Origin of the sequence: uncultured Draconibacterium sp. (assembly GCF_913063105.1) — a bacterium.
Taxonomy (GTDB): Bacteria; Bacteroidota; Bacteroidia; order Bacteroidales; family Prolixibacteraceae; genus Draconibacterium.
Genome location: NZ_CAJXYQ010000006.1, coordinates 270,567 through 296,538, shown reverse-complemented (window position 1 = coordinate 296,538; position 25,972 = coordinate 270,567). Strand labels below are relative to the sequence as shown.

General features: G+C 36.5%; 16 protein-coding genes. 14 read left to right on the top strand and 2 right to left on the bottom strand.

Going from position 1 to position 25,972, the window contains the following annotated elements; genetic code table 11:
- The first annotated feature begins 193 nt into the window (after window positions 1-193).
- The 6 genes from QZ574_RS08555 (at window position 194) to QZ574_RS08530 (ending at window position 7,174) form a co-directional block, all read left to right on the top strand.
- Window positions 194-2,488: an efflux RND transporter permease subunit gene (locus tag QZ574_RS08555; protein ID WP_297088825.1), complete on the top strand. Its 2,295-nt coding sequence runs from the start codon at window positions 194-196 to the stop codon at window positions 2,486-2,488.
- A 2-nt stretch (window positions 2,489-2,490) separates the two neighbouring features.
- A complete protein-coding gene (locus QZ574_RS08550) occupies window positions 2,491-3,474 on the top strand; it encodes a polyprenyl synthetase family protein (RefSeq protein WP_297088824.1) in 984 nt (327 codons plus the stop codon).
- A 111-nt stretch (window positions 3,475-3,585) separates the two neighbouring features.
- Complete coding sequence (gene atpD, locus QZ574_RS08545; RefSeq protein WP_297088823.1) at window positions 3,586-5,091, top strand: F0F1 ATP synthase subunit beta; 1,506 nt, start codon at window positions 3,586-3,588, stop codon at window positions 5,089-5,091.
- Window positions 5,092-5,106: 15 nt separating this feature from the next.
- On the top strand, window positions 5,107-5,349 hold the full coding sequence (gene atpC, locus QZ574_RS08540) for an ATP synthase F1 subunit epsilon (RefSeq protein WP_297088822.1): 243 nt from the start codon (window positions 5,107-5,109) through the stop codon (window positions 5,347-5,349).
- Window positions 5,350-5,540: 191 nt separating this feature from the next.
- The gene (locus QZ574_RS08535; protein WP_297088820.1) at window positions 5,541-6,401 is read left to right on the top strand and encodes a glycosyltransferase family 9 protein; all 861 of its coding nucleotides are present in this window, start codon (window positions 5,541-5,543) and stop codon (window positions 6,399-6,401) included.
- Window positions 6,402-6,532: 131 nt separating this feature from the next.
- Window positions 6,533-7,174, top strand: a complete 642-nt coding sequence (locus QZ574_RS08530) for a hypothetical protein (RefSeq protein WP_297088818.1) — start codon at window positions 6,533-6,535, stop codon at window positions 7,172-7,174.
- Window positions 7,175-7,180: 6 nt separating this feature from the next.
- Here the strand turns inward: QZ574_RS08530 and QZ574_RS08525 are convergent, their stop codons facing one another.
- Complete coding sequence (locus QZ574_RS08525) at window positions 7,181-8,350, bottom strand: PatB family C-S lyase (RefSeq protein WP_297088816.1); 1,170 nt, start codon at window positions 8,348-8,350, stop codon at window positions 7,181-7,183.
- Between the two features lie 7 nt (window positions 8,351-8,357).
- Window positions 8,358-9,047, bottom strand: a complete 690-nt coding sequence (locus QZ574_RS08520) for a 2-phosphosulfolactate phosphatase (protein ID WP_297088814.1) — start codon at window positions 9,045-9,047, stop codon at window positions 8,358-8,360.
- Between the two features lie 317 nt (window positions 9,048-9,364).
- Between QZ574_RS08520 and QZ574_RS08515 the strand changes: the two genes are divergently transcribed.
- From QZ574_RS08515 to QZ574_RS08480, 8 genes are all read left to right on the top strand, one after another.
- Window positions 9,365-9,949 carry a hypothetical protein gene (locus QZ574_RS08515; RefSeq protein WP_297088812.1) on the top strand — a complete coding sequence of 195 codons (585 nt, stop codon included), beginning with the start codon at window positions 9,365-9,367 and terminating at the stop codon, window positions 9,947-9,949.
- A gap of 274 nt (window positions 9,950-10,223) precedes the next feature.
- Window positions 10,224-11,117: an ABC transporter ATP-binding protein gene (locus QZ574_RS08510; RefSeq protein ID WP_297088811.1), complete on the top strand. Its 894-nt coding sequence runs from the start codon at window positions 10,224-10,226 to the stop codon at window positions 11,115-11,117.
- A gap of 17 nt (window positions 11,118-11,134) precedes the next feature.
- Complete coding sequence (locus QZ574_RS08505) at window positions 11,135-14,476, top strand: hypothetical protein (protein WP_297088809.1); 3,342 nt, start codon at window positions 11,135-11,137, stop codon at window positions 14,474-14,476.
- 35 nt (window positions 14,477-14,511) lie between these two features.
- The gene (locus QZ574_RS08500; protein ID WP_297088807.1) at window positions 14,512-16,002 is read left to right on the top strand and encodes a TolC family protein; all 1,491 of its coding nucleotides are present in this window, start codon (window positions 14,512-14,514) and stop codon (window positions 16,000-16,002) included.
- A 5-nt stretch (window positions 16,003-16,007) separates the two neighbouring features.
- Window positions 16,008-17,069, top strand: a complete 1,062-nt coding sequence (locus QZ574_RS08495; protein ID WP_297088805.1) for an efflux RND transporter periplasmic adaptor subunit — start codon at window positions 16,008-16,010, stop codon at window positions 17,067-17,069.
- A gap of 70 nt (window positions 17,070-17,139) precedes the next feature.
- Entirely contained in the window at window positions 17,140-20,229 is a 3,090-nt protein-coding gene (locus QZ574_RS08490; protein WP_297088804.1) for an efflux RND transporter permease subunit, read from the top strand.
- A gap of 92 nt (window positions 20,230-20,321) precedes the next feature.
- Window positions 20,322-25,052, top strand: a complete 4,731-nt coding sequence (locus QZ574_RS08485; protein WP_297088802.1) for an efflux RND transporter permease subunit — start codon at window positions 20,322-20,324, stop codon at window positions 25,050-25,052.
- Complete coding sequence (locus QZ574_RS08480) at window positions 25,045-25,764, top strand: hypothetical protein (RefSeq protein ID WP_297088800.1); 720 nt, start codon at window positions 25,045-25,047, stop codon at window positions 25,762-25,764. The genes QZ574_RS08485 and QZ574_RS08480 overlap by 8 nt, the downstream gene beginning before the upstream one ends.
- The last annotated feature ends 208 nt before the right edge of the window (window positions 25,765-25,972 follow it).

Sequence of the window (25,972 nt, the reverse complement as noted above, 5' to 3'; positions counted from 1 at the left end):
ATAGTTAAAATTATTTTATTCGAACTATTGGTCTTTTCTAAATTCGCATATTTGTCTTATTTTCGCACACTAATTAATAATCAGGTTTATGTGGATTAGGGTTTCCGGATTTGTCCTTAGGAACAGAATCCTTTTACTCATCATTTTAGCATTAATAACGGTATTTTTTGCTTTTCAGGCCAGAAAAGTGGAAATGTCGTATGAGTATGCTGCAATGCTTCCGCAAAAAGACAAAGCCTACCAGGATAATCTGAAGTTTAAGGAGATATTTGGCGAAGAAGGAAATATCATTACCATAGGAATTCAGGATTCAACATTCTTTGAGTTAAAGAAATTTCAACAATGGCGAAAACTTTGCACCGATATTTCCGCAGTGGAAGGAGTCGAAAACCTGCTGTCAGTATCAAACTCCTACAATCTGATTAAAAACAAAGAAAAAAAACAATTCGAAATACAGATGGTATTTCCCGATACCATTTCAAATCAAGCAGAACTCGACCGGTCTGAGGAAATCTTCAGAAAATTACCATTTTACAGAAAGCTGCTTTACAACGACGACAACAACGTTTTTTTGTTGGTAGTAACTGTAAACAAAGATAAAATGCTCTCGGTTGAACGCGAGAAAATGATTAAAGCGATTCAGGATTTGGGGGCAGAGTTTGAGAAAGATCAAAATGTAAAACTCCGCTATTCAGGATTGCCATATATCAGGGTGGTAACTTCGATTATTATAAAGCGCGAAACCTATTTGTTTAGTGCGCTGGCACTGGCCATTTGTATTATTGTTTTGTTTCTTTTTTTCCGGTCATTTAAAGCTGTCTTTTTCCCGGTTTTGGTGGTTCTTACAGGCGTGGTTTGGTCATTGGGTACGCTTAGTCTTATGGGCTATAAAATTACAGTTCTTACCGGAATGGTGCCATCACTTTTAATTGTAATAGGCATACCTAACAGTATCTATATGATGAATAAATTTCATCATGAGTTTGTATCACATGGAAACAAAATAAAGGCACTGCAAAGGGTTATTGTAAAAATCGGAAATGCCACATTCTTAACCAACTTAACTACAGCATTGGGATTTGCAACTTTCACGATTGTTGAAAGTGATATTCTCAGGCAGTTTGGGATTGTTACTTCATTAAATATTCTTGGACTGTTTATACTTTCATTAATTCTGATTCCTGTAATTTTTAGTTTTATCAGTCCGCCAAAACCAAGACATGTTAAACATCTTGAATACAAGTTTGTTTCCCGCATAATCGACAGGTTTATTGTAATTACTCAAAAACATCGTGCCTGGGTTTACACATTTACCGCAATCATTTTGGCAATGGGATTTTACGGCATCTCGATCATGAAAACTTCGGGTTATGTGGTAGATGATATTCCGAAAGACAATCCGATATATCTGGATTTGAAATTTTTTGAAGAGAATTTCGACGGAATTATGCCTCTTGAAATAATGATCGATACAAAAAAGCCCGGGGGGGCAATGCAGCTTTCCACTTTTAAAAAAATCGATCAACTTGAAAAAGAATTAGAAAAATACAATGAACTTTCATCCGCAACCTCTGTTTTGAATCTCTTAAAGTTTTCAAAACAAGCATTCTATAATGGGAGAGAGAAATATTACAGTCTTCCTAATAACCGGGAGAAAAACTTTGTACTTCAATATGCATCTGCAGGAGAGAGCAGATCCGAATTGCTTTATTCTTTTATGGATAGCACACGACAGTTTACCAGGGTAAGTGTTCGTGTAAAAGATGTGGGTGTAAAAAGAATGGAAGAACTTTACAATGGCTTTTACAACGATGTCGATTCCATATTTAATCCTGAAGATTACGATGTAACTCTTACCGGCACAAGTATTACTGTTTTTAAGGGAACAAATTATCTGTTGAAAAATTTATTTACAAGTCTGGCACTGGCAATCGGGTTAATTTCAATTATAATGGCATTGATGTTTTCATCATGGAAAATGGTGGTCATGTCGTTGACTCCTAATATTATACCGTTAATTTTTACAGCTGCAGTAATGGGTTTTGCAGATATCCCGATTAAATCTTCAACTATTCTTGTTTTCAGCATTGCCTTTGGTATTTCAGTAGACAATACAATACATTTTTTAGCCAAGTACCGTCAGGAACTAGAAGTAACCAACTGGGATATTAAAAAATCCGTTTTGCTTGCTTTGAAAGAAACCGGAGTAAGTATGTTGTACACTTCTGTTGTCCTGTTTTTGGGATTTGGAATCTTCTCGGTATCCAGTTTTGGAGGAACACGTGCCATGGGAATTTTGGTTTCCTTAACATTGGTGGTAGCAGTTTTGTCGAATCTTGTACTATTGCCAACCTTGTTGTTTAGTCTTGACAGAATTATAACTACCCGTGCATTTAAAGAACCTATGCTGCATATATACGACGAAGAGATTGATATTGAGCTGGAGGATTTGGAAATAGTAAAAATTGATAACAAAGAGGAGGACTGAAATTGTATACAATTACCGAACTTCAGAAATTGATAAATGAAGAACTGAAAGTCAGGTCAACGGAGTTAAAAAAAACTAATCCGGTAGACTTATACAGCCCGGTTAATTATTCGCTCGATATGGGTGGCAAACGATTACGTCCGGTATTGGTTTTGCTGTCTTATAATATGTTTTCTGAAACAGTCAGGGAAGCACTACCGGCTGCAATTGCCATAGAAGTATTTCATAATTTCACCTTACTGCACGATGATATTATGGATAATGCTGATGTAAGACGGAACAGGCCTACCGTGCATAAAAAATTTAGTGAAAACAGCGCCATTCTTTCTGGAGACGTAATGGCATTTATAGCGTATCGTTATCTGTATGAATGCAAAGCTGAACAATTAAATGAAGTCTGTAATTTGTTTACAAATACTGCAATTGAGGTATGCGAAGGTCAGCAATACGACATGGAGTTTGAAAACAGAATGGATGTTACAGAAGAAGAGTATCTTGAAATGATTAGATTAAAAACTGCGGTATTGTTGGCATGCAGTCTAAAATCAGGTGCACTTCTGGTGAATGCGGATAAAAAGATCACCGGGCAACTTTATGATTTTGGTATAAATCTGGGTTTGGCATTTCAGTTACAGGATGATCTTTTGGATAGTTTTGGAGATCCTGATTCTTTTGGTAAAAAAATTGGTGGAGATATCCTGGCAAATAAAAAAACTTTTCTTTCAATTAATGCTTTACAACAGGCTACCGGAGAAACCAAAAATGAACTGTTAAACTGGTTCAGTAACACTGAATTGAATCCGGAAGAAAAAATAAAATCAGTTTTGGAGATTTATAAGAAACTGAATATTAGAAGTTTTACTGAGCAAAAAATAGAACTCTATTTTAATAAGTGTAATCAGATTTTGGATGAAATAGAAATTGATTATGAAAGAAAATCTCAATTAAAAGAGATAAGTAAGCTAATGTTAAAACGTGTAAGTTAGGAATAGAAATGTTCCAAAAGTTGAAGAATTTATTGGACAATCTAAAAACAATACTAAATTTGTTTGTGTTAATACAAAGTATTTAACCAAACTTAAAATTCTGAGTATTTTATGGCAAAAAATATAGGCGAAATTATACAGGTAATCGGACCTGTTGTTGATGTTAGTTTTGAGCAAGAAAATATCGATTTTCCGGCAATTAATGATGCATTGGAAGTAGAAAGAGAAGGGCTTGATAATTTGATTATTGAGTGTCAGCAGCATTTAGGAGAGAATACGATTCGATGTATAGCGATGGATGCAACCGACGGATTACGTAGGGGTATGAAAGTTAAAGCTCTTGGATCTCCTATAGTAATGCCTAAAGGAGAAGAAGCTTTAGGCCGGCTTTTAAACGTAGTTGGGAATTCGATTGACGGTATGGAGCAATTACCTAAAGAAGGATTGAACATTCATAATGAGCCACCAAAATATGAAGAACTGACTACTGAAACAGAAGTTCTTTACACAGGGATTAAAGTTATAGATTTGATTGAGCCTTATGCCAAAGGAGGTAAAATAGGTTTATTCGGTGGTGCAGGTGTTGGAAAAACTGTTTTGATTCAGGAATTGATTAATAATATTGCATTGGCACACAGTGGCCTGTCAGTGTTTGCAGGAGTTGGTGAACGTACGCGTGAAGGAAACGATCTTTTGCGGGAAATGATTGAAGCAAACATTGTAGATTATGGTGAGGATTTCAAAAAATCGATGGAGGAAGGGACATGGGATCTTTCTAAAGTGGATAAAAACAAACTAAAAGAATCGAAACTGGCCATGGTTTTTGGCCAGATGAATGAACCTCCCGGAGCACGTGCCAGGGTTGCTTTATCCGGATTAACAATTGCCGAAAGTTTACGTGACGGAGATAGTTCATCGGACAAAGGTCGTGATATACTTTTTTTCGTGGATAATGTATTCCGGTTTACACAAGCAGGTTCTGAAGTTTCAGCACTTCTTGGTAGGATGCCTTCTGCTGTAGGTTACCAGCCTACGTTGGCTACAGAAATGGGAATTATGCAGGAACGTATTACTTCAACCAAAAAAGGATCAATTACATCGGTGCAGGCGGTTTATGTGCCTGCGGATGACCTTACCGACCCTGCCCCCGCAACTACATTCTCTCACCTCGATGCAACAACTGTGCTTAGTCGTAAGATTTCTGAGCTTGGTATTTATCCGGCAGTGGATCCGCTGGATTCAACATCCCGGATTTTAACTCCTGAAATTGTAGGTGATGAGCATTATAACTGTGCACAGGATGTGATTCAGCTATTACAACGTTACATTGAACTTCAGGATATTATTGCAATTCTGGGAATGGATGAACTTTCTGAAGAAGATAAACTTGTAGTTCACAGGGCTCGTCGTGTTCAACGTTTCCTTTCGCAGCCGTTCTTTGTCGCTTCTCAGTTTACCGGTCTTGAAGGAAAACTGGTATCTATTGAAGATACAATTAAAGGATTCAGAATGATTATGAATGGCGAAGTTGATCAATATCCTGAAGCTGCCTTTAACCTTGTTGGAACTATTGAGGAAGCCATTGCGAAAGGAGAAAAATTATTGTCTGAAAACTAATAGAAACCATATTTCATGTATTTGGAAATAATTACACCCGATAAAAAGGTTTTTGAAGGAGAAGTAAATTCGGTTCAGGTACCCGGCAGTAAAGGAGCTTTTACTATTCTGAAAAACCACGCACCTATTATTTCCACCCTTGAAAAGGGTAAAATAACTGTTAAGGAAAAAGAAGGGAAAGAACACCAGTTTAATGTAAGTGGAGGAGTAATAGAAAATCTGAAGAATAAAATCATCATTTTGGTTGAATCAGTTTAGGCAGAAAAAATTCTCAAAAAATGTTAATCACAAAAAACAGTGATTTTTATTGAATGAAAATTAAAATTCTGATAATAAGGTTAAGTTCAATCGGGGACATAGTGTTGACATCACTGGTTGTTCGATGTCTTAAAACTCAGTTGAAAAATGCCGAAATACATTTTATTTCTAAAAAGAAGTTTGCATGTATCGTGGAGTCGAATCCCCATATTGATAAAGTACATGTTTTCGAAGATAATTTAAGCGAACTTATTCAAAACCTTATTCCCGAGAAATTTGATTATATTATTGATTTACATAATAATTTCAGAAGTGCTCGTTTAAAAAGAAAAATAAAGGCAAAAGCATTTTCCGTAAACAAACTGAATTGGCAAAAAATGCTGTTAATTCAATTTAAAATTAACAGGCTGCCCAAAAAGCATATTGTTGATCGCTACCTCGAAACTACAGCCGCTCTTGAAATAAAAAATGATGGCAAGGGTCTCGATTATTTTATTCCCAAAAATGAGGTTTTCCCATTAAAAGATTTACCCAAACCTTTTCAGAAGGGATTTGTTGGATTTGTAATTGCCGGAACTTATTACACTAAAAAATTACCCGTAGAAAAGGTATCGGAGATTTGTCAGAAAATTGATTACCCGGTTATACTGTTGGGAGGTAAAAAGGAGTTTAGTGAAGGAGAAAAAGTATTATCTCAGTCTAAAGGGAATGTATTAAACTATGCCGGTAAAATAAGCTTAAACCGGTCAGCATCTTTGGTGCGTGAGGCAAAGTTAATTTTGTCAAACGATACAGGTTTAATGCATATTGCTGCTGCCTTTAATAAAAAAATTCTTTCGTTTTGGGGAAATACTGTTCCTGATTTTGGAATGGTGCCCTATCAACCTGATCCAAATTCTGAAATTTTACAAGTTGATGGATTAAAATGTCGTCCATGTTCAAAATTAGGATATCAGAAATGTCCTAAAAAACATTTTAAATGTATGTCGGAAATCGATGTGAAAGAAGTGGTAGGATGGATCAATAAGAATTTCCAGCATCCAAAATTTTAAAATTCTGAATGTTAGTTCTTATTTCAATATTTTCACAGTTTTTATCAATTATTTTCCAACTCTTAAGAAGTATTTCTGTCAGTTTATAGTGAAACGTTTTTCGATTATTAAAGAATAATTTAGTTTTTAAAATGAAAAATCAGAAAGTTCAGATAGTATTGATTTTGTTTTTAGCATGTTTTTTCTTTCAAAATTCAAATGCAGCATCAAATTTCGTTACAACTGACAAAAGTTGGGAACTTGTAAAAAATGAAAAAGATATTTTGATTTATTATCGATGGATTGAATTTGAAAATGGGGGGAAAACACGTGAAATGAAAGCAGAATTTACCATCGATGCAGAAATTTCAAAAATAGTAAAGCAATTTTCTGCTTCTGAAAACTATTTAAAATGGGCGGTTGGCATAAAATCGTGCGATATATATCAAACCAGTGATACCTTGTGGTACACTCATACAATTATGAATTATCCCTGGCCTTATAATAAGAAGGATTTAGTTACCCGGCATTATCTTAAAGATATAAATAATGGTGTTGTTATAAACATCAATGCAGATCCTGATTTTATTGCGGTAAATGATAAAATTGAAAGAATGAAAAACTATAAAGGATTTTGGGAAATATCAGTTTTGGAAAGTAATAAGTCGAAAATCAGATATCAGGTCATATCGTACGAAAAGCCAATAGTTCCAAGGTTTATACAGGATCCCATAATTCAGAATCAATTGATCAAATCTTTTGTAAAATTGAAAAAGTTGGCAGAAGAAGAATAAAAAACTTTACCCAAAGGCTGTTGCCAAACGTTCCAAAGCTTTTTCTAAAATACTTCTTGGACAGCCGATATTTATTCTTAACCAACCATCCCCGCCTGTGCCAAATCTTCCACCATCGTTTAAGCCAACTTTGGCATTGTCAACTGTAAACTTCATCAATTTCTCATTTTTCATTCCATATTCCCTGAAATCCATCCAGATAAGATAGGTTGCTTCCGGTTTCATAACCTTAACTTTTGGAAGTCTGGATTTTGTAAATTCCTCAAGGAAGAGATAATTCTTCCACAGGTAATCAAGCATTTGAGAAAGCCATTCGTCACCAAAACTGTATGCTGTTTCCAATGCAATCGTACCAAATATATTTCCCATGTGCAGGTGACCTACACCAATTGCTCTTTCATAACGAACCAGGTTTGTTTTTTTTGGTATAATTACCAGCGAAGATGAAAAACCGGCAATATTAAATGTTTTACTTGGAGCCATTAAAACCACACAATTATTTGCCACTTCTTCTGAAATGCTGGCGAGCGGAATGTGTTTATGACCACTGTAAATTAAATCAGAATGTATTTCGTCCGAAATAATCATGATTTTATGTTCCAAACAAAATGACGTAAGTTTTTCCAGTTCTTCTTTTGTCCAAACCATTCCTCCCGGATTTTGAGGATTGCACAACAGTAACAACCTGGTTTTTTCGCTAATTTTTGATTCTAAATCTTTAAAATCGAAAGTATAACGATCGTTTTTAATTCTTAACGGATTTTCAATCATTTTTCGTTTTGTTCCTTTTACCGAATCAAAAAACGGGAAATATACCGGAGGTTGAACGACAACCTCATCATTAGGTTTTGAAAAAGTTTCAATGGCAAAAGTTAATCCTGCCACAACTCCCGGGCTAAAAGAAATCCATTCTTTTTGAATATCCCACTTATGTCTTCGTTTCATCCAGTCAATAATAGCCTGGTAATAAGAATCAGGCCTGAATGAGTATCCAAAAATTTCATGTTCGGTTCTTTCTTTTATAGCATCAATAATAAAGTCGGGAGTTTTAAAATCCATATCGGCTACCCAAAGAGGCAATACATTGCTGTCGCCAAAGAATTTTTCCCGGGCATCATATTTTAAACTGTTGGTTCCTTCTCTCGAAATAATTTCATCAAAATTGTAAACTTTCATTTTTGTTTTATACTTCTATTTTTTTCAGGTAGTTTAATTCATTTCGGTTTTCTGCTTTTAAAACAAAATCAAAACGATTGATATCCAAACAAAGTTCAAAGTCTGTTTTTGGAGACCAGGATTGATTTTCAGGTTTAAAAAATCTGGCTCCTGAACCCACCTTCAGTTTCTCAACCATTTTTTCAAAATTACCGGGTCTGTTTTCAAGCTTGTTTTTGATATATTCTGCACAGAAATTATCTTCATCAGTTGGATGAATACATGCGTAACCCATACAAACCAACGAAACTGTTTCAGGCTTTTTCTTTTTTATGTATTGTACAATTGCATCTGCATTTACAAAACTACCTGTAATAATTTCGCTGGCTGATTTTGCATTTGCAATTCCCTGAGTGCCCGAACTCGTTGTATGAACAAGGGTTTTGTTTTTTAAATCAGCAGAAAGAATATGTGATGGTGAATTTCCGAAATCAAATCCTGATATTTTTTTTCCATCGCGTTCACCCACCAATACAAAGTCAGGGTTATTTTTTTTCATTTCCCTCGCTTCATCAATTCCCGCAACCGGAAATATTGTTTCTACACCTTTGTCGAAAGCAAAACAGGCTGTAGAAAATGCCCTGAATACATCTATAATTACGGTTAATCCGCTTGCTTCTTTTGCTCCTTTAAGCAAGTGCAGGACTCTGATCTTCATCCACAAATTTTTTCCGAAAAGTAAATAAAAATCAAGACACATTTAATTGCTTTCGTTTCACTTTCCGGATTTTTTGAAATAAGATTCTTAACGTTCAGAACTAGAGGTGTTTATAAAATTATTTTTCTAATTAATGTATTGAGCGGAATTTTTAGTCGGGTTAAATGTGCCTATAAAATACACGTTTTACGTTTGTCGATAATTTTTGGCTATTTAAATACCTTTTGGTGTTGTTTGTAGAATTAGTTGTGTTTGGCATGTAACTAGTCCGTAAATTTATTGTCGAAAACAATGAAAACAGTTTAAAAATTAAAGCTATGAAAACAAGAATCTGGGTATTTGCTACCCTGGTATTATTTGTTGTAGCAACAACTAATGCCACAAATTTACCAAAGATGAATGTGGAGCCCGTTGCTGATGAAAAGGTAAAAGTGGAATTTGAATCAGTAACTCCATGTCCGGTAGAAATTACAATCTCGCAAAAAAACGGGAAAGTAGTTTACCATACTCAATCAGAAAAGAGAAACTGTGAATACAGCAAAACTTTCGATTTTTCTGATTTACGCGATGGTACGTATAAAATAAGCTTGAATTACGGAAATCAAAGTGTTTCACGCAATGTTCAGGTTGATGATGGCCAGGTAAATATTGGACCTGCCCGCCGCTATTTCGAACCCTATTATAAAATGGAAGATGGAAAGCTAAATGTTTCATTTTTAAATGTTTCAGGCAAAAATGTCTATTTGCGTCTGTATAAAGATGGTGCATTTATAAGCGGAGCAAATCTGGGTAAAGAAATGTGTATTCAAAAAAGAATGGATTTTAGTGGATTGGAAAAAGGAAAATATAATGTTGTCCTTGCCGAAGAACTGGATACGCACACCTATGCTATTGAATTATAATTGTTGCTTATGCAACTTTTGTTAAACAGAAAAGATTCTGACATAATTTGAAAGTTAACTTCAACTTTAAAAATATAATTTAAGTGTTAAGAATTGCCAATGAATAAAGCTTCGTTAAAGCGGAGCTTTTTTTATTGATAATTCTGATGTAAATTGTTTTAATTTCATTTTCGGGTGAGGATACAGTTGCTGAAATTTATTGAATTTCTGATTAAACCATTTTAACCTTAATAAGTCAAAGTTGCTATTTTAACACTATACATTACTATATATTGTGCATATAAAAATTGAAAACCTGAATAAAGTTTATAAAGGTGGCAGTTATGCTATTAATAACTTGAATCTTGAAATTCCCAACGGAATGTTCGGTTTGTTAGGACCAAACGGTGCGGGTAAATCTACTTTAATGCGCATACTTGTAACTCTAATGAAACCAAGTAGCGGCAAAGTATTAATTAATGATATGGATTTGGCCAAACATCGTCGCGAAATCAGGTCAATGTTGGGTTACTTACCACAGGATTTCAGTTTCTTCTCGAAATTAAAAACATACGAATTTCTGGATTATACAGCCCGTCTGGCCGGGATGAAAAACGGCACAAAAAGACGTACTGCTGTTGAGCAAATGCTTGAAGAAGTTGGACTTTTTGAAGCCCGTGACAGAAATGCCAATAAACTTTCGGGAGGTATGAAAAGAAGGTTGGGAATTGCACAGGCCTTAATCAACGATCCTAAAATTATAATTGTTGATGAACCAACTACGGGTCTTGATCCCGAGGAACGTATCCGGTTCAGAAACCTTCTATCCACAATAAGTACCCGCGATGTAATTATTATTCTTTCCACGCACATAGTAGGGGATATATCGAGCACATGCGATAATATGGCACTGCTAAACAAAGGTAAACTGGCATTCTCAGGCTCCCCCGAACAACTGGTAAAAGAAGCCGAAGGATTTGTGTGGCAAATACAGGCAACCGAGCAGGAGTATTTGGAAATCAATGAAAAATACCCTGTGATTTCAACCATTCCGGTTGATGGTGGTTGGGAAGTCCAGGTAGTAACGGGTGAAATAAACGGTTATTATGGAGAACAGATTACTCCGAACCTGGAACATGCCTATGTTCATTTTATGGAGAATAAATTAAACCAATGGAGTAACGCATAATCTAAAAAGAGCATTAAATGATTTCTTTACATAACATATTATCGATTGCCAAATACGAACGCAAAACACTGCTTCGAAGCTGGTTCTTCCGAATTTTTAGTATTCTTTCACTATTCGTTCTTTTTGGAATGAATTTCGGAATGGTGATCGAAGGCGGGGGAAGTGAAGGATGGGCAATTCGTTCCATTCCCAGTGCAATACCATATTTTAACCTGTTGATTTTAAATGTTACGCAAGCGATTATTGCTGTTTTTCTTGCATCCGACTTTTTAAAACGCGATAAAAAACTCGACACAACGGAAGTAATTTACATGCGCTCAATGACCAATGGGGAATATGTTATTGGGAAAACATGGGGAAACCTGCAGGTTTTTATGATATTAAATGTTCTGGTTGTAATTCTTGCTTTAATTTTTAACCTGGTTGCAAAAGGTACAGCGGTTGCATGGGAATCGTATGCCATTTACCTCCTCGCCATAAGTATACCAACCCTGATTTTTATAATGGGGCTTGCATTTTTGTTGATGAGCATAATCCGAAACCAGGCGATTACATTTGTACTTATTTTGGGATATATAGGTATTACCCTTTTTCTTCTTCAGGCTAAATACTATTACATTTTCGATTACATGGCATTCAATATTCCAATGTTGAATTCCGATATAATTGGATTTGGAAATCTGGAAACAATTATTATTCACCGCGGTATTTACCTTTCTCTGGGGCTTGGTTTTATTTTTGGAACTATCTTTCTCTTAAAACGATTGCCACAATCCGAATTAGCAACTTACTTTTCTCTGGTTCTGAGCATAATATTAATTTCAACAGGCGGGTATCTGGCATATACGCATATCAATAATTTTAAACAAACCGAAAATTTCAGGTCCGAAGTAATAGAGCTAAACAATAAATATGTATCGGTTAAAACCCCTTCTACGATATCTCAAAAAATTTCTTTGGAGCATCATCCACAATCTGTTTCTGTTACCTCAGAACTTACACTTAAAAACGAATCAAACGAACCAATAAATAAACTTGTATTTAGTTTAAATGACGGGATGGAAATCGCTCAACTTAAAATTAACGGGAAAGAATCTCCGTTTTTACGAGAGAAACATTTGGTAATTGTTTCGGATAACATAGAACTCAATCCTGATGAAGAAGTAAAAGCTGAGTTTTCGTACAAAGGGAAAATAAACGAAGCGCTTTGCTATCTCGATATTGATAAAGAAGTTTTGCAGCAGAAGTATGGGAAATTTGTAATCAATGTTGACAAAAGGTATGCATTTATCACCCCCGAATATTTGTTGTTGACACCCGAAGCCAACTGGTATCCTAGAACAGGAGTTACTTATAGCACAAAAAGTGTGAGCTGGTATCAGCCTCAATTTATAAATTTCAATCTTGAAGTGAAAACAAAAGAAGGGTTAACTGCAATTTCGCAAGGTGAAATCAATGAAGTTTCTGCCGGTCATTTCAAGTTTGAAAACAATCATGCCTTAACACAGATTACTCTGGCTATAGGAAAATACGAGCAAAAATCTGTTCAGACTGAGAATACAGAATTTGGTGTCTGGTACCTTGAAGGGCATGACTATTTTACCGGATCGTTTAAAGAAGTTCAGGATACACTTGTTGAGGTAATTACTGAAAGATTTGAGGATTTCAAACGTACCTACAAGTTGGATTATGTCAGCGACAAATTGTTTATTGTAGAGGTTCCCGCACAATTTAAAACTTATCCCAGAAGTTTCAAATCGGCACAGGAATATGTGCAACCCGAGCAGGTGTTAATTCCTGAAAAAGGATTTATGCTCCGTAGTGCTGATTTTGAAAATCAGAAAAAAAATATGAAACGTTGGAGCAGGGATGATAATATGACCGATTTAGATTTGGAATTACGTGTTTTGGGCGATTTTGCCAGAACTTTTACGCGTGAAACTGAAACTGAATGGAGAGGAGGCCCCGGGGGAGGAAACAGAATTACAGTGATCAATCCCTATTTTATTTTCCCAATGTTATACAACTTCCAAAACAATATTCAATCCGACCAATGGCCTATTACCAACCGGATATTCGAAGCTTATTTGAAAAATCAGGCAACAGATTTAAGGTCTGTTTTTATGAGCAGGATGGATGGTCAAAGTCCTGATGAACGTGCCAACATTGTTTTGCAGGATAGTACGTTCCAGGAGATTCTTGCAGATCCAAAGCAAAAAGGAATTATCGAAAATGTTATAAAACTAAAAGGAGATGTACTCTTCTCGATGATTGAATGGAAAGCTGGACAGGATGAGTTTCAGGAGTTTCTCAGAAAACTATTGGTAGAGTACACCCATAAGAATATTTCGTTTGAGGTTTTTTCACAAAAAATATATGATGAGTTTAACCTTGAACTTATTCCCATTATGGATGAATGGTTTAAGGCAAAATCTCTTCCCGGATACCTGTTCTCTGCAGTGGAAGCTAAAAAAGTTAAATCAGGGAACCGGATGAAAACCATGGTTTCACTTAAGGCAACAAACTTTTCTGATACTGAAGGATTGGTAAAAGTAACATTTAGAATTGGCGGTGGGCCCGGTGGCAGAGGAAGAGGACCCGGAGGAGGAGAAGAGATGATAAACAAACTGGTTTATCTCGAACCACACCAAACCAAAGATTTAAGTTATCTGCTGGATGCTGACCCCAGAATGGTAATAATAAATACAATGACTTCTAAAAATATTCCACAAACCCTAATGAACTTTTTTAGAGATATTGAAGAAGATACCAAAGCAATACCGGTTGAGAAAGAAGAAATCTCTGATGTTCCTGTTCAAATGGCATTGCCAAACGAAATTATTGTGGATAATGAAGATCCTGAGTTTTCTGTAACAAAAATCGAAAATATTAGTCTGCTTGAAAAATGGATTTTACAGGAGAAAAAAAGCGAAAGTAAATATTCAGGCATGAACTGGTGGAGACCACCATCAAACTGGACATTAATAACCAATACCGATTTTTACGGTGAATATGTTCGTTCAGCTTATTATTTGAAAGGCGGGGCCGGGGATTTAAAAGCCATATGGAATGTGCCTCTCAAAGATCCTGGTTATTATGATGTATATTTCCATGTTTATAAATCACGAAGCAGAAGAAGAGGTGGAGGTGATCAGGACAATAACGGAGAATACAATTTTACAATTCATGGCGATGAAGGGGCTGAAGAGTCGACACTTAGTGGTAAAAATGCCGAAACAGGATGGAACCTTTTAGGCACATATTATTTTACAAGTGATACAGCTATGATTGAGCTTTCAAATAAATCAGATGCTAAAAAACTGCTTTTTGCCGATGCAGTGAAATTAGTAAAACAGTAGTATTGAAAACATTAATCGAATTAAATTATATACCAATGCAGAAATTACTTATTCTTGGGGTTTTAGCCTTCTTTTGTTGTACAGGGCTTCAGGCACAGGAAGTTTTGACGCTTGATAAAGCTTTGCAAATCTCACAGACCGGTAGTCCCGATTTGCAACTTTCTTTGCTTAACCTTGAACGTTCACAAAAGAATCTTGAAGCACAACGGGCAGCATTAAAATCAAGGCTTTCATTAGATGTTACTCCGCTGAATTACAGCAACCAGAGAAGATTTGATACAAGGGTGTCGGAATGGTACACCAATGAAAACCTTACAACAAATGCTCGATTTTTAATTTCACAACCCATTCTTCCTACCGATGGAACTATTTCCTTATCAAATGAATTCGGATGGCAAAGCAGTAATTCAGATGCTGCTGCATCTCAGGGAGAAAGCCAAAGGTTTTATAACAATCTTTATTTAACCTTAAGCCAACCGGTTTTTACCTACAACAGGTTAAAACTTCAGTTAAGAGAGCTTGAACTTAGTTTGGAAAATGCCAATATCAGTTATGCCATTCAGCGATTAAATCTCGAACGGAATGTTACTGAGTTTTTCTACAATGTTTATATGACTCAGAAAAACCTTGAAATTGCAAAGGAAGAATTAGTAAATACACAGAGAAGCTACGACATTATCAAAAATAAAGTTGATGCCGGGTTGGCTGCTAGAGAAGAATTGTATCAGGCTGAATTAAACCTTTCAACAGCAAATTCATCACTACAAAACAGCCAGGTAACTTATGAGAATGCGAAAGACCAGCTAAAACTTTACCTTGGTATGGATTTGTATGAGGATATTGTAGTATTGGCAGATATTGCTTCCAATCCGGTTCAGGTTGATATGGATTTGGCAATTAACAATGGATTAAATTCAAGGATGGAATTAAGACAACGTGAAATTGATATTGAAAGCGGTCAGTTTGATTTAATTCGTACCAAATCTTTGAATGAATTTAGAGGAGACATTAATTTGCGATTAGGGATAACTGGCGATGATCCAAATTTAGGTCAGGTATACAATAATCCCACACGAAGTCCATCTGTAAACGTGAGTTTTAATATCCCTATTTTCGATTGGGGCGAAAAGAAAGCCCGGATTGCGGCACAGGAAGCCACTATCAAATCACAGGAAATTAATCTTTCCGAAGAAAAGAAACAAATTATTATCGGAATCAGGCAGGTGTACAGAAATTTGCAGAATCAGTTAAACCAGATAGAAATTGCAGAACAAAATGAAACCAATGCTCAGTTAACCTATGAGATTAATCTGGAAAGATATGAAAACGGAGACTTAACAGGTATGGATTTAAATCTCTTCCAGACTCAGCTCTCAACAAAGAAACTGGAATTGGCCCAATCATTAATAAATTATAAGATTGAACTGCTTAACCTAAAAATTCAGTCCTTATACGATTTTGAAAAAGGTGAAGCAATTTTACCAAACGAACTGTATTTAAACGAAGAAACCGAATCAGAAAAATAATCAAAATGAAGAATATAAAAAATCTATTATTTGTGTTTGCAATGGCTCTGGCTGCCGTTGCTTGTAACAACAGACCAGAATCAGAAACTACAGAACTAGCTGTCCCTGTGTCAGTTCAGAATGTAAAGAAAGGGAGTATCAGCCAATTTATAAATACAACTGGCACAGCAAAATCGTTGTATGAAACCAATCTTGTTTCAGAAGTTGCGGGTGAATATTTGTTACAAACAAATCCTGCAACAGGGAGGCCATTCAAATTGGGAGACAAAGTTAAAAAAGGACAGGTAATTGTTGTTTTTGAAGACGATGAATATGTAAACGGCCTGGCCATTGAATCAAAGAAACTAAATCTTGAAATTTCGGAAGATGAATACGAGAAACAAAAATCGCTTTACGAAAAGGGCGGAGTTACATTGCGCGAATTGAGGAACTCTGAAGTTTCAAAAACAAATGCCAGGTACGATTACGAAAGTGCCGAAATCAGACTGGCAAAAATGAGTGTTGTAGCCCCGTTCTCAGGCGTTATTGTTGAATTACCGTATTATACTCAGGGAACAAGAATAACTACCGGACAGCCTATTGTCAGCCTGATGAGTTATGATAAAATGTATATTGAAATTAATCTCCCGGAGAAAAATATCTCAGAAGTAAAAATAGGTCAGGAAGTTCTGATTACCAACTATACAATTTCTGAGGATACATTGATTGGAAAGGTAAGTGAACTTTCACCAATGATTAGTTCTGAAACCAGAACATTTAGCGGGAAATTGCAAATCAATAATCCGGATCTAAAATTACGTCCGGGAATGTTTGTTAAAGCAGATATTATTACAGATAAAAAGGACAGTGTTCTTGTGATCCCTAAAAACGTGATATTAACCGGTAATCGTGGTAAATACGTCTTTGTAGTTGAAAGAAACAGTGCCGCCGATGACAGAAGAATAACAACAGGAATTGAAAATAAAGATTTTGTAGAAATCGTCGAAGGCCTGAAAGAAAACGACAGACTAATTATCAAAGGATTTGAAACGTTACGCGACAATTCTAAAGTAAAAATAATTTTATAATTCGTGAAGCACAACGCAATATTTTCAAAAAATCTTCGCGCTTCGTGCTTCCGACTTCGAACTTTCTTTTATGAAAAAATTAACACAGTTTTCTGTCAATTACCCGGTAACAATTTCAATGATAGTTCTTGGAGTAATACTCCTTGGATTTATATCGTTTAACAGGCTGGGGGTTGATCTTTTCCCCGATTTAAATTCGCCACGTATTTTTGTGGAGATAAAATCAGGAGAGCGGCCACCCGAGGAAATGGAAAAACAGTATGTCGAGAATATCGAAGCACTTTCCATGCGACAGTCAGGAGTGGTTCAGGTAACATCAGTGTCGAAAGTCGGGTCGGCACAAATAACGGTAGAGTATGCCTGGGACAAAGACATGGATGAAGCTTTTCTCGATTTGCAAAAAGCATTAAATGACCTGACTCAGAATTCAGACATAGAAGAAATTCAAATAACCCAACACGATCCTAATACTTCACCGGTAATGGTTATTGGTTTAACCCACTCCGAAATTAACGACATGAACGAAATCAGGAAAGTTGGTGAAAGTTACATTCGCAACGAATTGGTTCGTCTGGAAGGAGTGGCTGAAGTCGAGTTGGCTGGTCAGGAAGAGAGTGAAGTAATCATTGAAACTGATATTTACAGGCTTGAAGCTCAGAATCTTTCTCTTGATGAAGTTAGTACCAGAATTCAGAATTTTAACAGAAATGTCTCTGGAGGAAGGATAAGTGAATTAGGCCTGCAGTATATCGTAAAAGGAGTAAGTCTGCTAAGAGACAAGGAGGATTTCGAAAACCTGATTGTTGGATACAAAGCAACCCGGAGTGAAACTACTGGAGAAACTACCGCTGAATGGGCTCCTGTTTTTTTGAAAGATATTGCCACTGTGCGTTATGGAAATAAAGAACCCTATAACATTGTACATATTAATGGTGAACGTTGTGTAGGGCTCTCGATTTATAAAGAAACAAAATATAACACTGTAAAATCTGTTGAGCAAATCGAGGAGGCAATGATTCAAATCGAAAAAGCATTGCCTGGATATCAGCTTACAAAAGTTACCAACCAGGGAAAATTTATCAGCAGCGCTATTAATGAAGTTCAGGATACCGCACTTTTTGGGATTTTACTTGCGGTTGTTATTCTGTTCCTGTTTTTACGAAGATTGGGTGTTACATTAATTGTAAGTGTTGCTATACCGATTTCAGTAATTGCAACCTTTAACCTGATGTATTTTAATAATCTGACCATTAATATAATGACTTTGGGAGGATTGGCATTGGGAGCAGGCATGCTGGTCGATAATGCCATTGTGGTAATGGAAAACATTTTCAGAAATCATGAAAGCGGACTGAGTGTCAAAGATTCAGCGGTTAAAGGAACCGCAGAAGTAGGAGGAGCCATAACTGCTTCAACACTAACTACAATTGTAGTATTTCTGCCAATTGTTTATTTACATGGCGCTTCCGGAGAATTATTTAAAGATCAGGCCTGGACTGTTGCTTTCTCTTTGGTATCATCATTGTTTGTTGCAATTTTTCTGATTCCGATGTTGTATCACCGGATTTATAAAAACAAGAAAACCATTAATAAAAGTAAATCTATCAAGGTCGGAAGTTATGGTCGGTTTTTAGAAAAAGTCTTAAATGTAAAATGGTTGGTTGTTATTGTTTCAGTAATTGTATTAGCAGCTTCAGCATTATTGGTTCCATATCTGGGTGCCGAATTTATGCCAAAAACTGAATCAAAAGAATTTACCATTGAAATGAAGTTGCAGGAAGGAACAGAACTCTCGCGAACCGAAGGAATGGTAAGAAATATTGAAAACATTTTAAAAGATTATCTCGGTGAAAACCTGGAGGCCTTATACGCTCAGGCAGGCCCTTCATCTGGTATTTCAGGAGATGCCAGTTCGGTTTTCGAGGGTGAAAATACCGCAAAGATATTAGTAATACTTAAACAGGATTCAGAAATTCAGGCAGAATCTGTCATTGCTTCAATAGATAAATTAACATCCAATATACCAGGGCTTGAGGTTGTTTTTAAACAGGAACAAAGTTCCTTAAGTTCTATATTAGGGACAAGTGAAGCGCCGGTAATTGTTGAAGTTCGGGGTGAAGATTTGGATGAAATAGAATCGGTTGTAAACCAGGTCAGAGATTCAATGCTGACTATGAACCAACTTTTTAATGTACAAACTTCGATAGAAAATGGAGCTCCGGAAGTGGAAGTTAAAGTTGACAGGATGCGGGCAGGAATGTACAATATCGATATTAATTCCATTGTAAGCCAATTGCAGGATCAGCTTGAAGGAAAAAATGCCGGACAGCTGGAAAGAGATGGAGAAATGCGTGACATTACCCTGAAAGTTCCTAAAAAATCATTAAATGAAATCAATGAAATAATGATTACCTCGGGAACTCAGGTATTCAGATTAAATGAAATTGCAGAAATCTCGATGGATGTTTCTCCAAAAGAAATTATCAGACGAAACCAAAACCGAATTGGAAAAGTTACAGCACAAATTCAAAAGGGCGTAGCATTGGATAAAGTGGCAGAAGAAATAAGACAATCTACCTCAACAATAGATTTGCTGCCCAATTACAGGATTCAGGTTACCGGAGAGGAGGAAAAACGTCAGGAATCGATGAACAGTCTGGGTTTTGCTTTACTGCTTTCAGTGGTTCTTGTGTATATGGTTCTGGCTTCCCAATTCGAATCGCTGGTGCATCCTTTCACCATTCTGTTAACTATTCCGTTAGCACTTGTTGGTACAATTTTTACTTTCTTCTTAATGGGTAAAACACTAAATATAATGGCGATTATAGGAATAATTATGTTGGTTGGAATTGCCGTTAATAATTCTATCATTCTGGTCGATCGCATTAATCAGTTAATTCATGATGGCCTTGACAGAAAAACGGCAATAGTTCAGGCCGGGCAACAACGAATCAGGCCAATCATAATGACCAGTTTAACCACTATACTTGCTTTGTTTCCATTAACTCTCGGGTTTGGAGAAAGTGCTGCACTCAGGTCACCTATGGCATTAGCCGTTATTGGAGGATTAGTAACTTCCACCTTACTGACCTTAGTAGTGATTCCATGTGTTTACGACTTATTAGACAGGTTTAGATTATTGTTTGTTAAAACAAAATAAAGGAGATGGTAGGTTTTAAGTTTGTTAATCTAAAAATTTTGAAAGAGAAACTTCGGTCTTCAGTCTCCTGGCTTCCGACTATTGTTTAAACTATGAAATTCATTATACATAGAAAAATATTCATAAGTATGCTTTTCCTGGGGCTCACAGTCCTTGGTTATGTTTCATACAATCGTCTTTCTGTTGAATTGATTCCGAATGCAGAATTGCCAATGCTTTTTGTTCAGGTTCAGTCAACTATTGAAGTCGATCCAAAATACATGGAAAATCAGGCAGTGATTCCTATTGAAGGAGCTATCGGAACCATGGAAGGCATCGAGAGTATCGAATCAAATTTAAATAACCGCTCGGCAACCATTCAGGTTAATTTCGAACAGAATGTCGATACAAAATATACTTTTCTGAAATTACAGGAAAAGATTGAGCAGGTAACTGATGGCCTTGATGATAATTTTTTTGTAAGGGTAACAAAGGTTGATATCCAGCAACTCACCAACCAGTTTATGGAGTTGCAGATTCGTGGGGAAGGAGGTACTGACAGGCTACGGAATATTGTAGATACGGAAATTTTACAATCTATTGAAAATGTTAATGGAATTGCTTCAGTAACCGTTTTTGGAGGAAATGAGAAATCTATTGAAGTAACCTACGATTTAGCAGCTTGTGAAGCGTATGGAATTACTCCCTCACAAATCAGAAATGCAATTAACCAGAATTCACGAAACAGGGTATTTGCAGGGTATCTTCACGATTCTAAAAAACAATATTTTGTTCATGTAACAGCTGAATATGATAATGTTACCGATATCGAAAATATCCAGGTAGCTGAAGGGCCGGTGTATTTGAAAGATATAGCCGACGTTTATTTTGGTGTAAAAGAAGAAGAAACCATAAGCCGTGTGAATGGACTCGATGCGGTATCAATGACATTGGTCAGCGATTCCCAGGCTAATAAAATTGACCTTTCTCATAAGGTTCAGGAATTGCTGGACGAATTAAATAAAAAGTTGGAATCAAAGGGAGTAGAAATTGTGGTTCAAACCAACCAGGCCGAGGTGATGGAGAAAAATATCACCCAGATGATTGATTTGGCTCTGGTGGGCGGTTTACTTGCAATTTTTGTATTATGGATGTTTCTGAAAAATTTCAGAATAGTTTCTTTTATGGCACTGGGAATTCCGGTTTCGGTGTTTACTGCCTTTAATCTTTTTTATGCTGCAAATATTTCAGTAAATAGTTTAACACTGGTAGGACTGGTACTGGCGATCGGAATGCTTCTGGATAACAGTGTTGTTGTTCTTGAAAATATATACAGACTAGCCGGTAAAAGATTTGATGCAGACCTTGCAGTTACGCAGGGCACAACGGAAGTAATGCGTTCGATTATTGCATCTACACTAACCACCATAATTGTTTTCCTACCTTTTGTTTTCTCATCAGAATTTATGATCAAACTGCTGGGGGACAATATTGGCGTATCGGTTATCTCAACCATGATAATTTCTCTGTTTGTTGCTCTTTTACTGGTGCCGATTGGTGCACATATCCTGTTAAAAGGAAAGCGGGCAGGTAATATCTTTTACGAAAAAGTTACCACCAACAACCGGATAATTCAGATTTATATCGTGTTGTTAAAAGCAAGCATGCGCAATCCGGCGCGTACCATTATTGGTGCCCTGGTACTTTTCTTTGTAACCATCTTTAGTATTCTGGCAGTTAGTGTAAACAGCCTTTCGGAAGTTGAGGAAACACAGTTTTCAATTTATGTTACCATGCCCACCGGCTCAACACTTGAAAGTACCGATTTGGTAGTAGCCGATGTTGAAACCCGTTTGGAAGATATTGCAGAGAAAAAAGATTTGATTTCAAGAATTCAGCAGGAAGAGGCCATTTTAACTTTTGTGTTTAAGGAAGATTACAAGGATATCGATGGCAGGACCATTGCAGAAGTAAAGGCAGATGTAGAAGGAAAAGTAAATAATGTTGCCAATGCCGAAATCAGTTTGACACCTCCTGAATCGAGTGCAAGTTTTCGTGGCGGAAGCAGATCCGGAACGGAAGGCTTCAGTAATTTTATGGGTATAGGTACCAACAGCGAAAGAGTGGTAATAAAAGGTGAAAATTTTGATGTGATGAAAGGAGTTGCTGAAGACCTTGAATATTATATCGAAGATTTGGAATCTATACGAAGTGCAAATGTGAGTGTTGCCAGCAACCGGCCTGAGATTCATATTTATTTCAACCAGATTTTAATGACAGAATACGGTATCAATCTCCAGAACATTGCATCGGAACTTACCACATTTACCTCAGAATTTACTTCTGGTGTGAATTTTAAACAAGGAACAGAAGAATATGAGATCATAATAAAAGAAAGGAAAATTAATCCTGAAGATGAGGATAAAACAGAAAAAACTATAGAAGATTTACAACGACTTCAAATCAGTAATTCGCAAGGAGCAACTTACGATTTGCAGGATATTGCAGAATTGATTTATGCCAGCGGAACATCGAGTATTACTCGTATTAACCAGGAAAAACAAATTGAACTTACTTACAGATTTGTAGCTGAAGCAGAATCTTCAAAGGACCTTCTGGAAGCTTATCGCCTGGAGATTGATGATATTGTTAGTTCTTACAAACTTCCCCCGGGAGTGGCGGTTGAAGTTATTCATGAAGAAGATCAATACAGGGAATTTTACTTTTTAATCGGTGCTGCATTTATCCTCATTTTTATGGTTCTTTCTGCAGTATTTGAATCTGCAATTACTCCGTTTGTGTTGTTGTTCTCGGTGCCGTTTGCAGCGATTGGTTCTTTTATCGGCCTTATTATTACCAATAACAGTTTGTTTAATGCCAATACTTTAATGGGTTTTATTATCCTTCTGGGAGTCGTTGTAAACAATGGTATCATTCTGATTGACTACACCAACATTTTACGAAAACGGGGGCATCGAAAATCGCGGGCATTAATTACCTCCGGATTATCTCGGGTAAGACCGATTCTGATTACAGCAATTACAACCATAGTTGCATTATTCCCCCTGGCAATGGGACAATCGGAGTACGTTGGAGCAATTGGGGCACCTTTTGCTATTACCGTTATCGGAGGCTTGTCGTTAAGCACAATACTGACTTTAGTATTTATTCCAACCTTATATGCCGGACTGGAAAATGCAATTGACTGGATTAAATCGCTTAACTGGATACTAAAAGCTGGGATGTTAATTGTTTTTGTGATTGGTGCGATTTATATCTATTTCGAGGTTGATGCATTTATCTGGCAGATGCTCGATTTTATTTTGTTAATCGTTTTGGTACCGGGAATAGTGGCTTTTGTAAAAACAAGCCTCAGAAAGGCAAGTACCAATGTAATTGGCGAAAATGATGCAATTACGATTACCGTAAGAAAACTGGTAAAAGTTTATGACCGCGACAGCCGTTTTATGCGCGAATGGAAATCAGGAATTAAAATAAGGGAAAGAGCAGGGCTGTTAAAAGACTACAAAAAACTGCGCGATTTTAATGATTTACTTTGGCAGATTCCACTGTTTGGATTCCTTATCTATTTCACCTTTTTTTATATGGAAAGTAATTTCTGGATGTGGGTGATGTCTCACTTTGTATTTTTCTTTTTGTTTGTTTTAAGGGTTCCGATAAATCAGGTTTTAATCAACAAAAATGAAAAATCCGGAAAAAAGATTTACCTGAAAATAAATAGGATTATTTATAATCTCTTTTACTGGTTTGTGCCACTTGTATTTTTAGGCATATTTTATTTTGAATGGGATAATCTGGGTATGTTAATTTTTATAGGAGTTATCTGGTATTTGCTTCTTACATTTTACAGTTCAGGAGAATATATTCATAAAAAAGATGTAAATATTGCCAGAATAACAGGTCGATTTGCAGGTTTGCGCAGAGGCTACTTTAATATGGTTCGCCAGATTCCGGTTGTTGGAAAACGTAAAACTCCGTTCCGTGCTTTAAATGGTGTTTCTCTCGAAATAAAAACCGGAATGTTTGGATTGCTTGGTCCGAACGGAGCAGGAAAATCAACCATGATGCGGATTATTTGCGGAATACTGGAGCAAAGTTATGGGAAGATTTGGATAAATGGACTGGATACACAAAACTATCGCGAAGAGTTACAGGGACTGATTGGTTATTTACCGCAGGCCTTTGGTACCTACGAAAATATGTCTGCGTGGGAATTCCTGGATTATCAGGCCATTCTGAAAGGAATTAATGATACAAAAACCAGGGAAGAAAGATTGGAATATGTGCTGAAAAGCGTGCATATGTACGACCGTAGAACTGATAAAATCGGGGCCTTCTCAGGAGGTATGAAACAACGAATCGGGATTGCGCAAATCCTGTTAAACCTTCCTCGAATATTAGTGGTGGATGAACCCACTGCAGGTTTGGATCCGCGTGAAAGAATCAGGTTTCGAAACTTGCTTGTGGAATTAAGTCGTGAGCGGATTGTAATTTTCTCCACCCATATTATTGAGGATATTTCAAGTTCGTGCAACCAGGTGGCAGTAATCAACCGGGGAGACCTGAAATACTTTGGAACACCAACTGATATGGTAAACATGGGCGAGGGTTTTGTCTGGCAGTTTAGCATCCCGGCAAAAGAGTTCGATAATATTGCCGATAAAAAACTGATTGTGCATCACATGCGCGATGGCGAAAATATCAGGGTGCGTTGCCTCGCTAAAGAAAAGCCTTCGGAAAATGCGGTACAGGTTTCACCTCACCTTGAAGATGCATATCTATGCTTATTAAAAGATTTTAAAAAACAGGAAATAAATGAGTAGTTCGTTAAATATAAAAAACCGGCTGATTATCCTGTTCCGGATGGTCAGGTACAACCTTAAAATAATTTTTGCAAACAAGTTTGTGTGGTTCCTGATTTCAGCATTTGCTTTTTTTCTGTTTTTTGCCATTCAAACCGTTGTAAACAGAAATACAATTGTTGATGGAACAATTTATAATCTGCTGATATTTCCCGGGATTCTTTTAATATTTTATCCTTCAGCATTTGGCATTCAAAACGATGATGATTCAAGGATGCTGGAAATCCTTTTTGGAATACCGAATTACAGATACAAAGTGTGGCTTGTGCGACTGGTAATGATTTATGTAATCATATTTATCATTATAATGTTATTTGCCGGAATAGCATCTCTTATTCTTTATAAAATAAACATATTAGAAATGGCCTACCAGTTAATGTATCCGATTGTGTTTTTGGGTTCCATGGCCTTTATGTTTTCAACCCTGATAAAAAACGGAAACGGAACTGCAGTGGTAATGGTGTTAATTGGTGTCTTCCTGTTAATTATGGCCGATGCACTGGAACGCACTCAATGGAATGTGTTTTTAAATCCGTTTGATATCCCTGATAGTATGAATCAGATTATCTGGCAGGGGATAATTTCTAAAAACAGGATTTTCCTTGGTGTGGGGATGTTGGTGTTTATCCTTTACGGTTTATTCAATTTGCAGAAACGGGAGAAGTTTGTGTAACCCAGGGTGAGGCGAATTCCGATTCGCCGATTTGATTTTTACTTCTCGCCCGATTAAATAAAAACAGAACCGTTCCCTCTGTGTTTTCAACTCAGAAGGAACGGTTCTTTAAAACAAACAGCGGGAGCCGGACTTTCCCAAGTCCGGTATATTATCTTTGACTTTGGAAAGTCAAAGTCCCAAATCATATCTGTCATCAGCGTTCCAT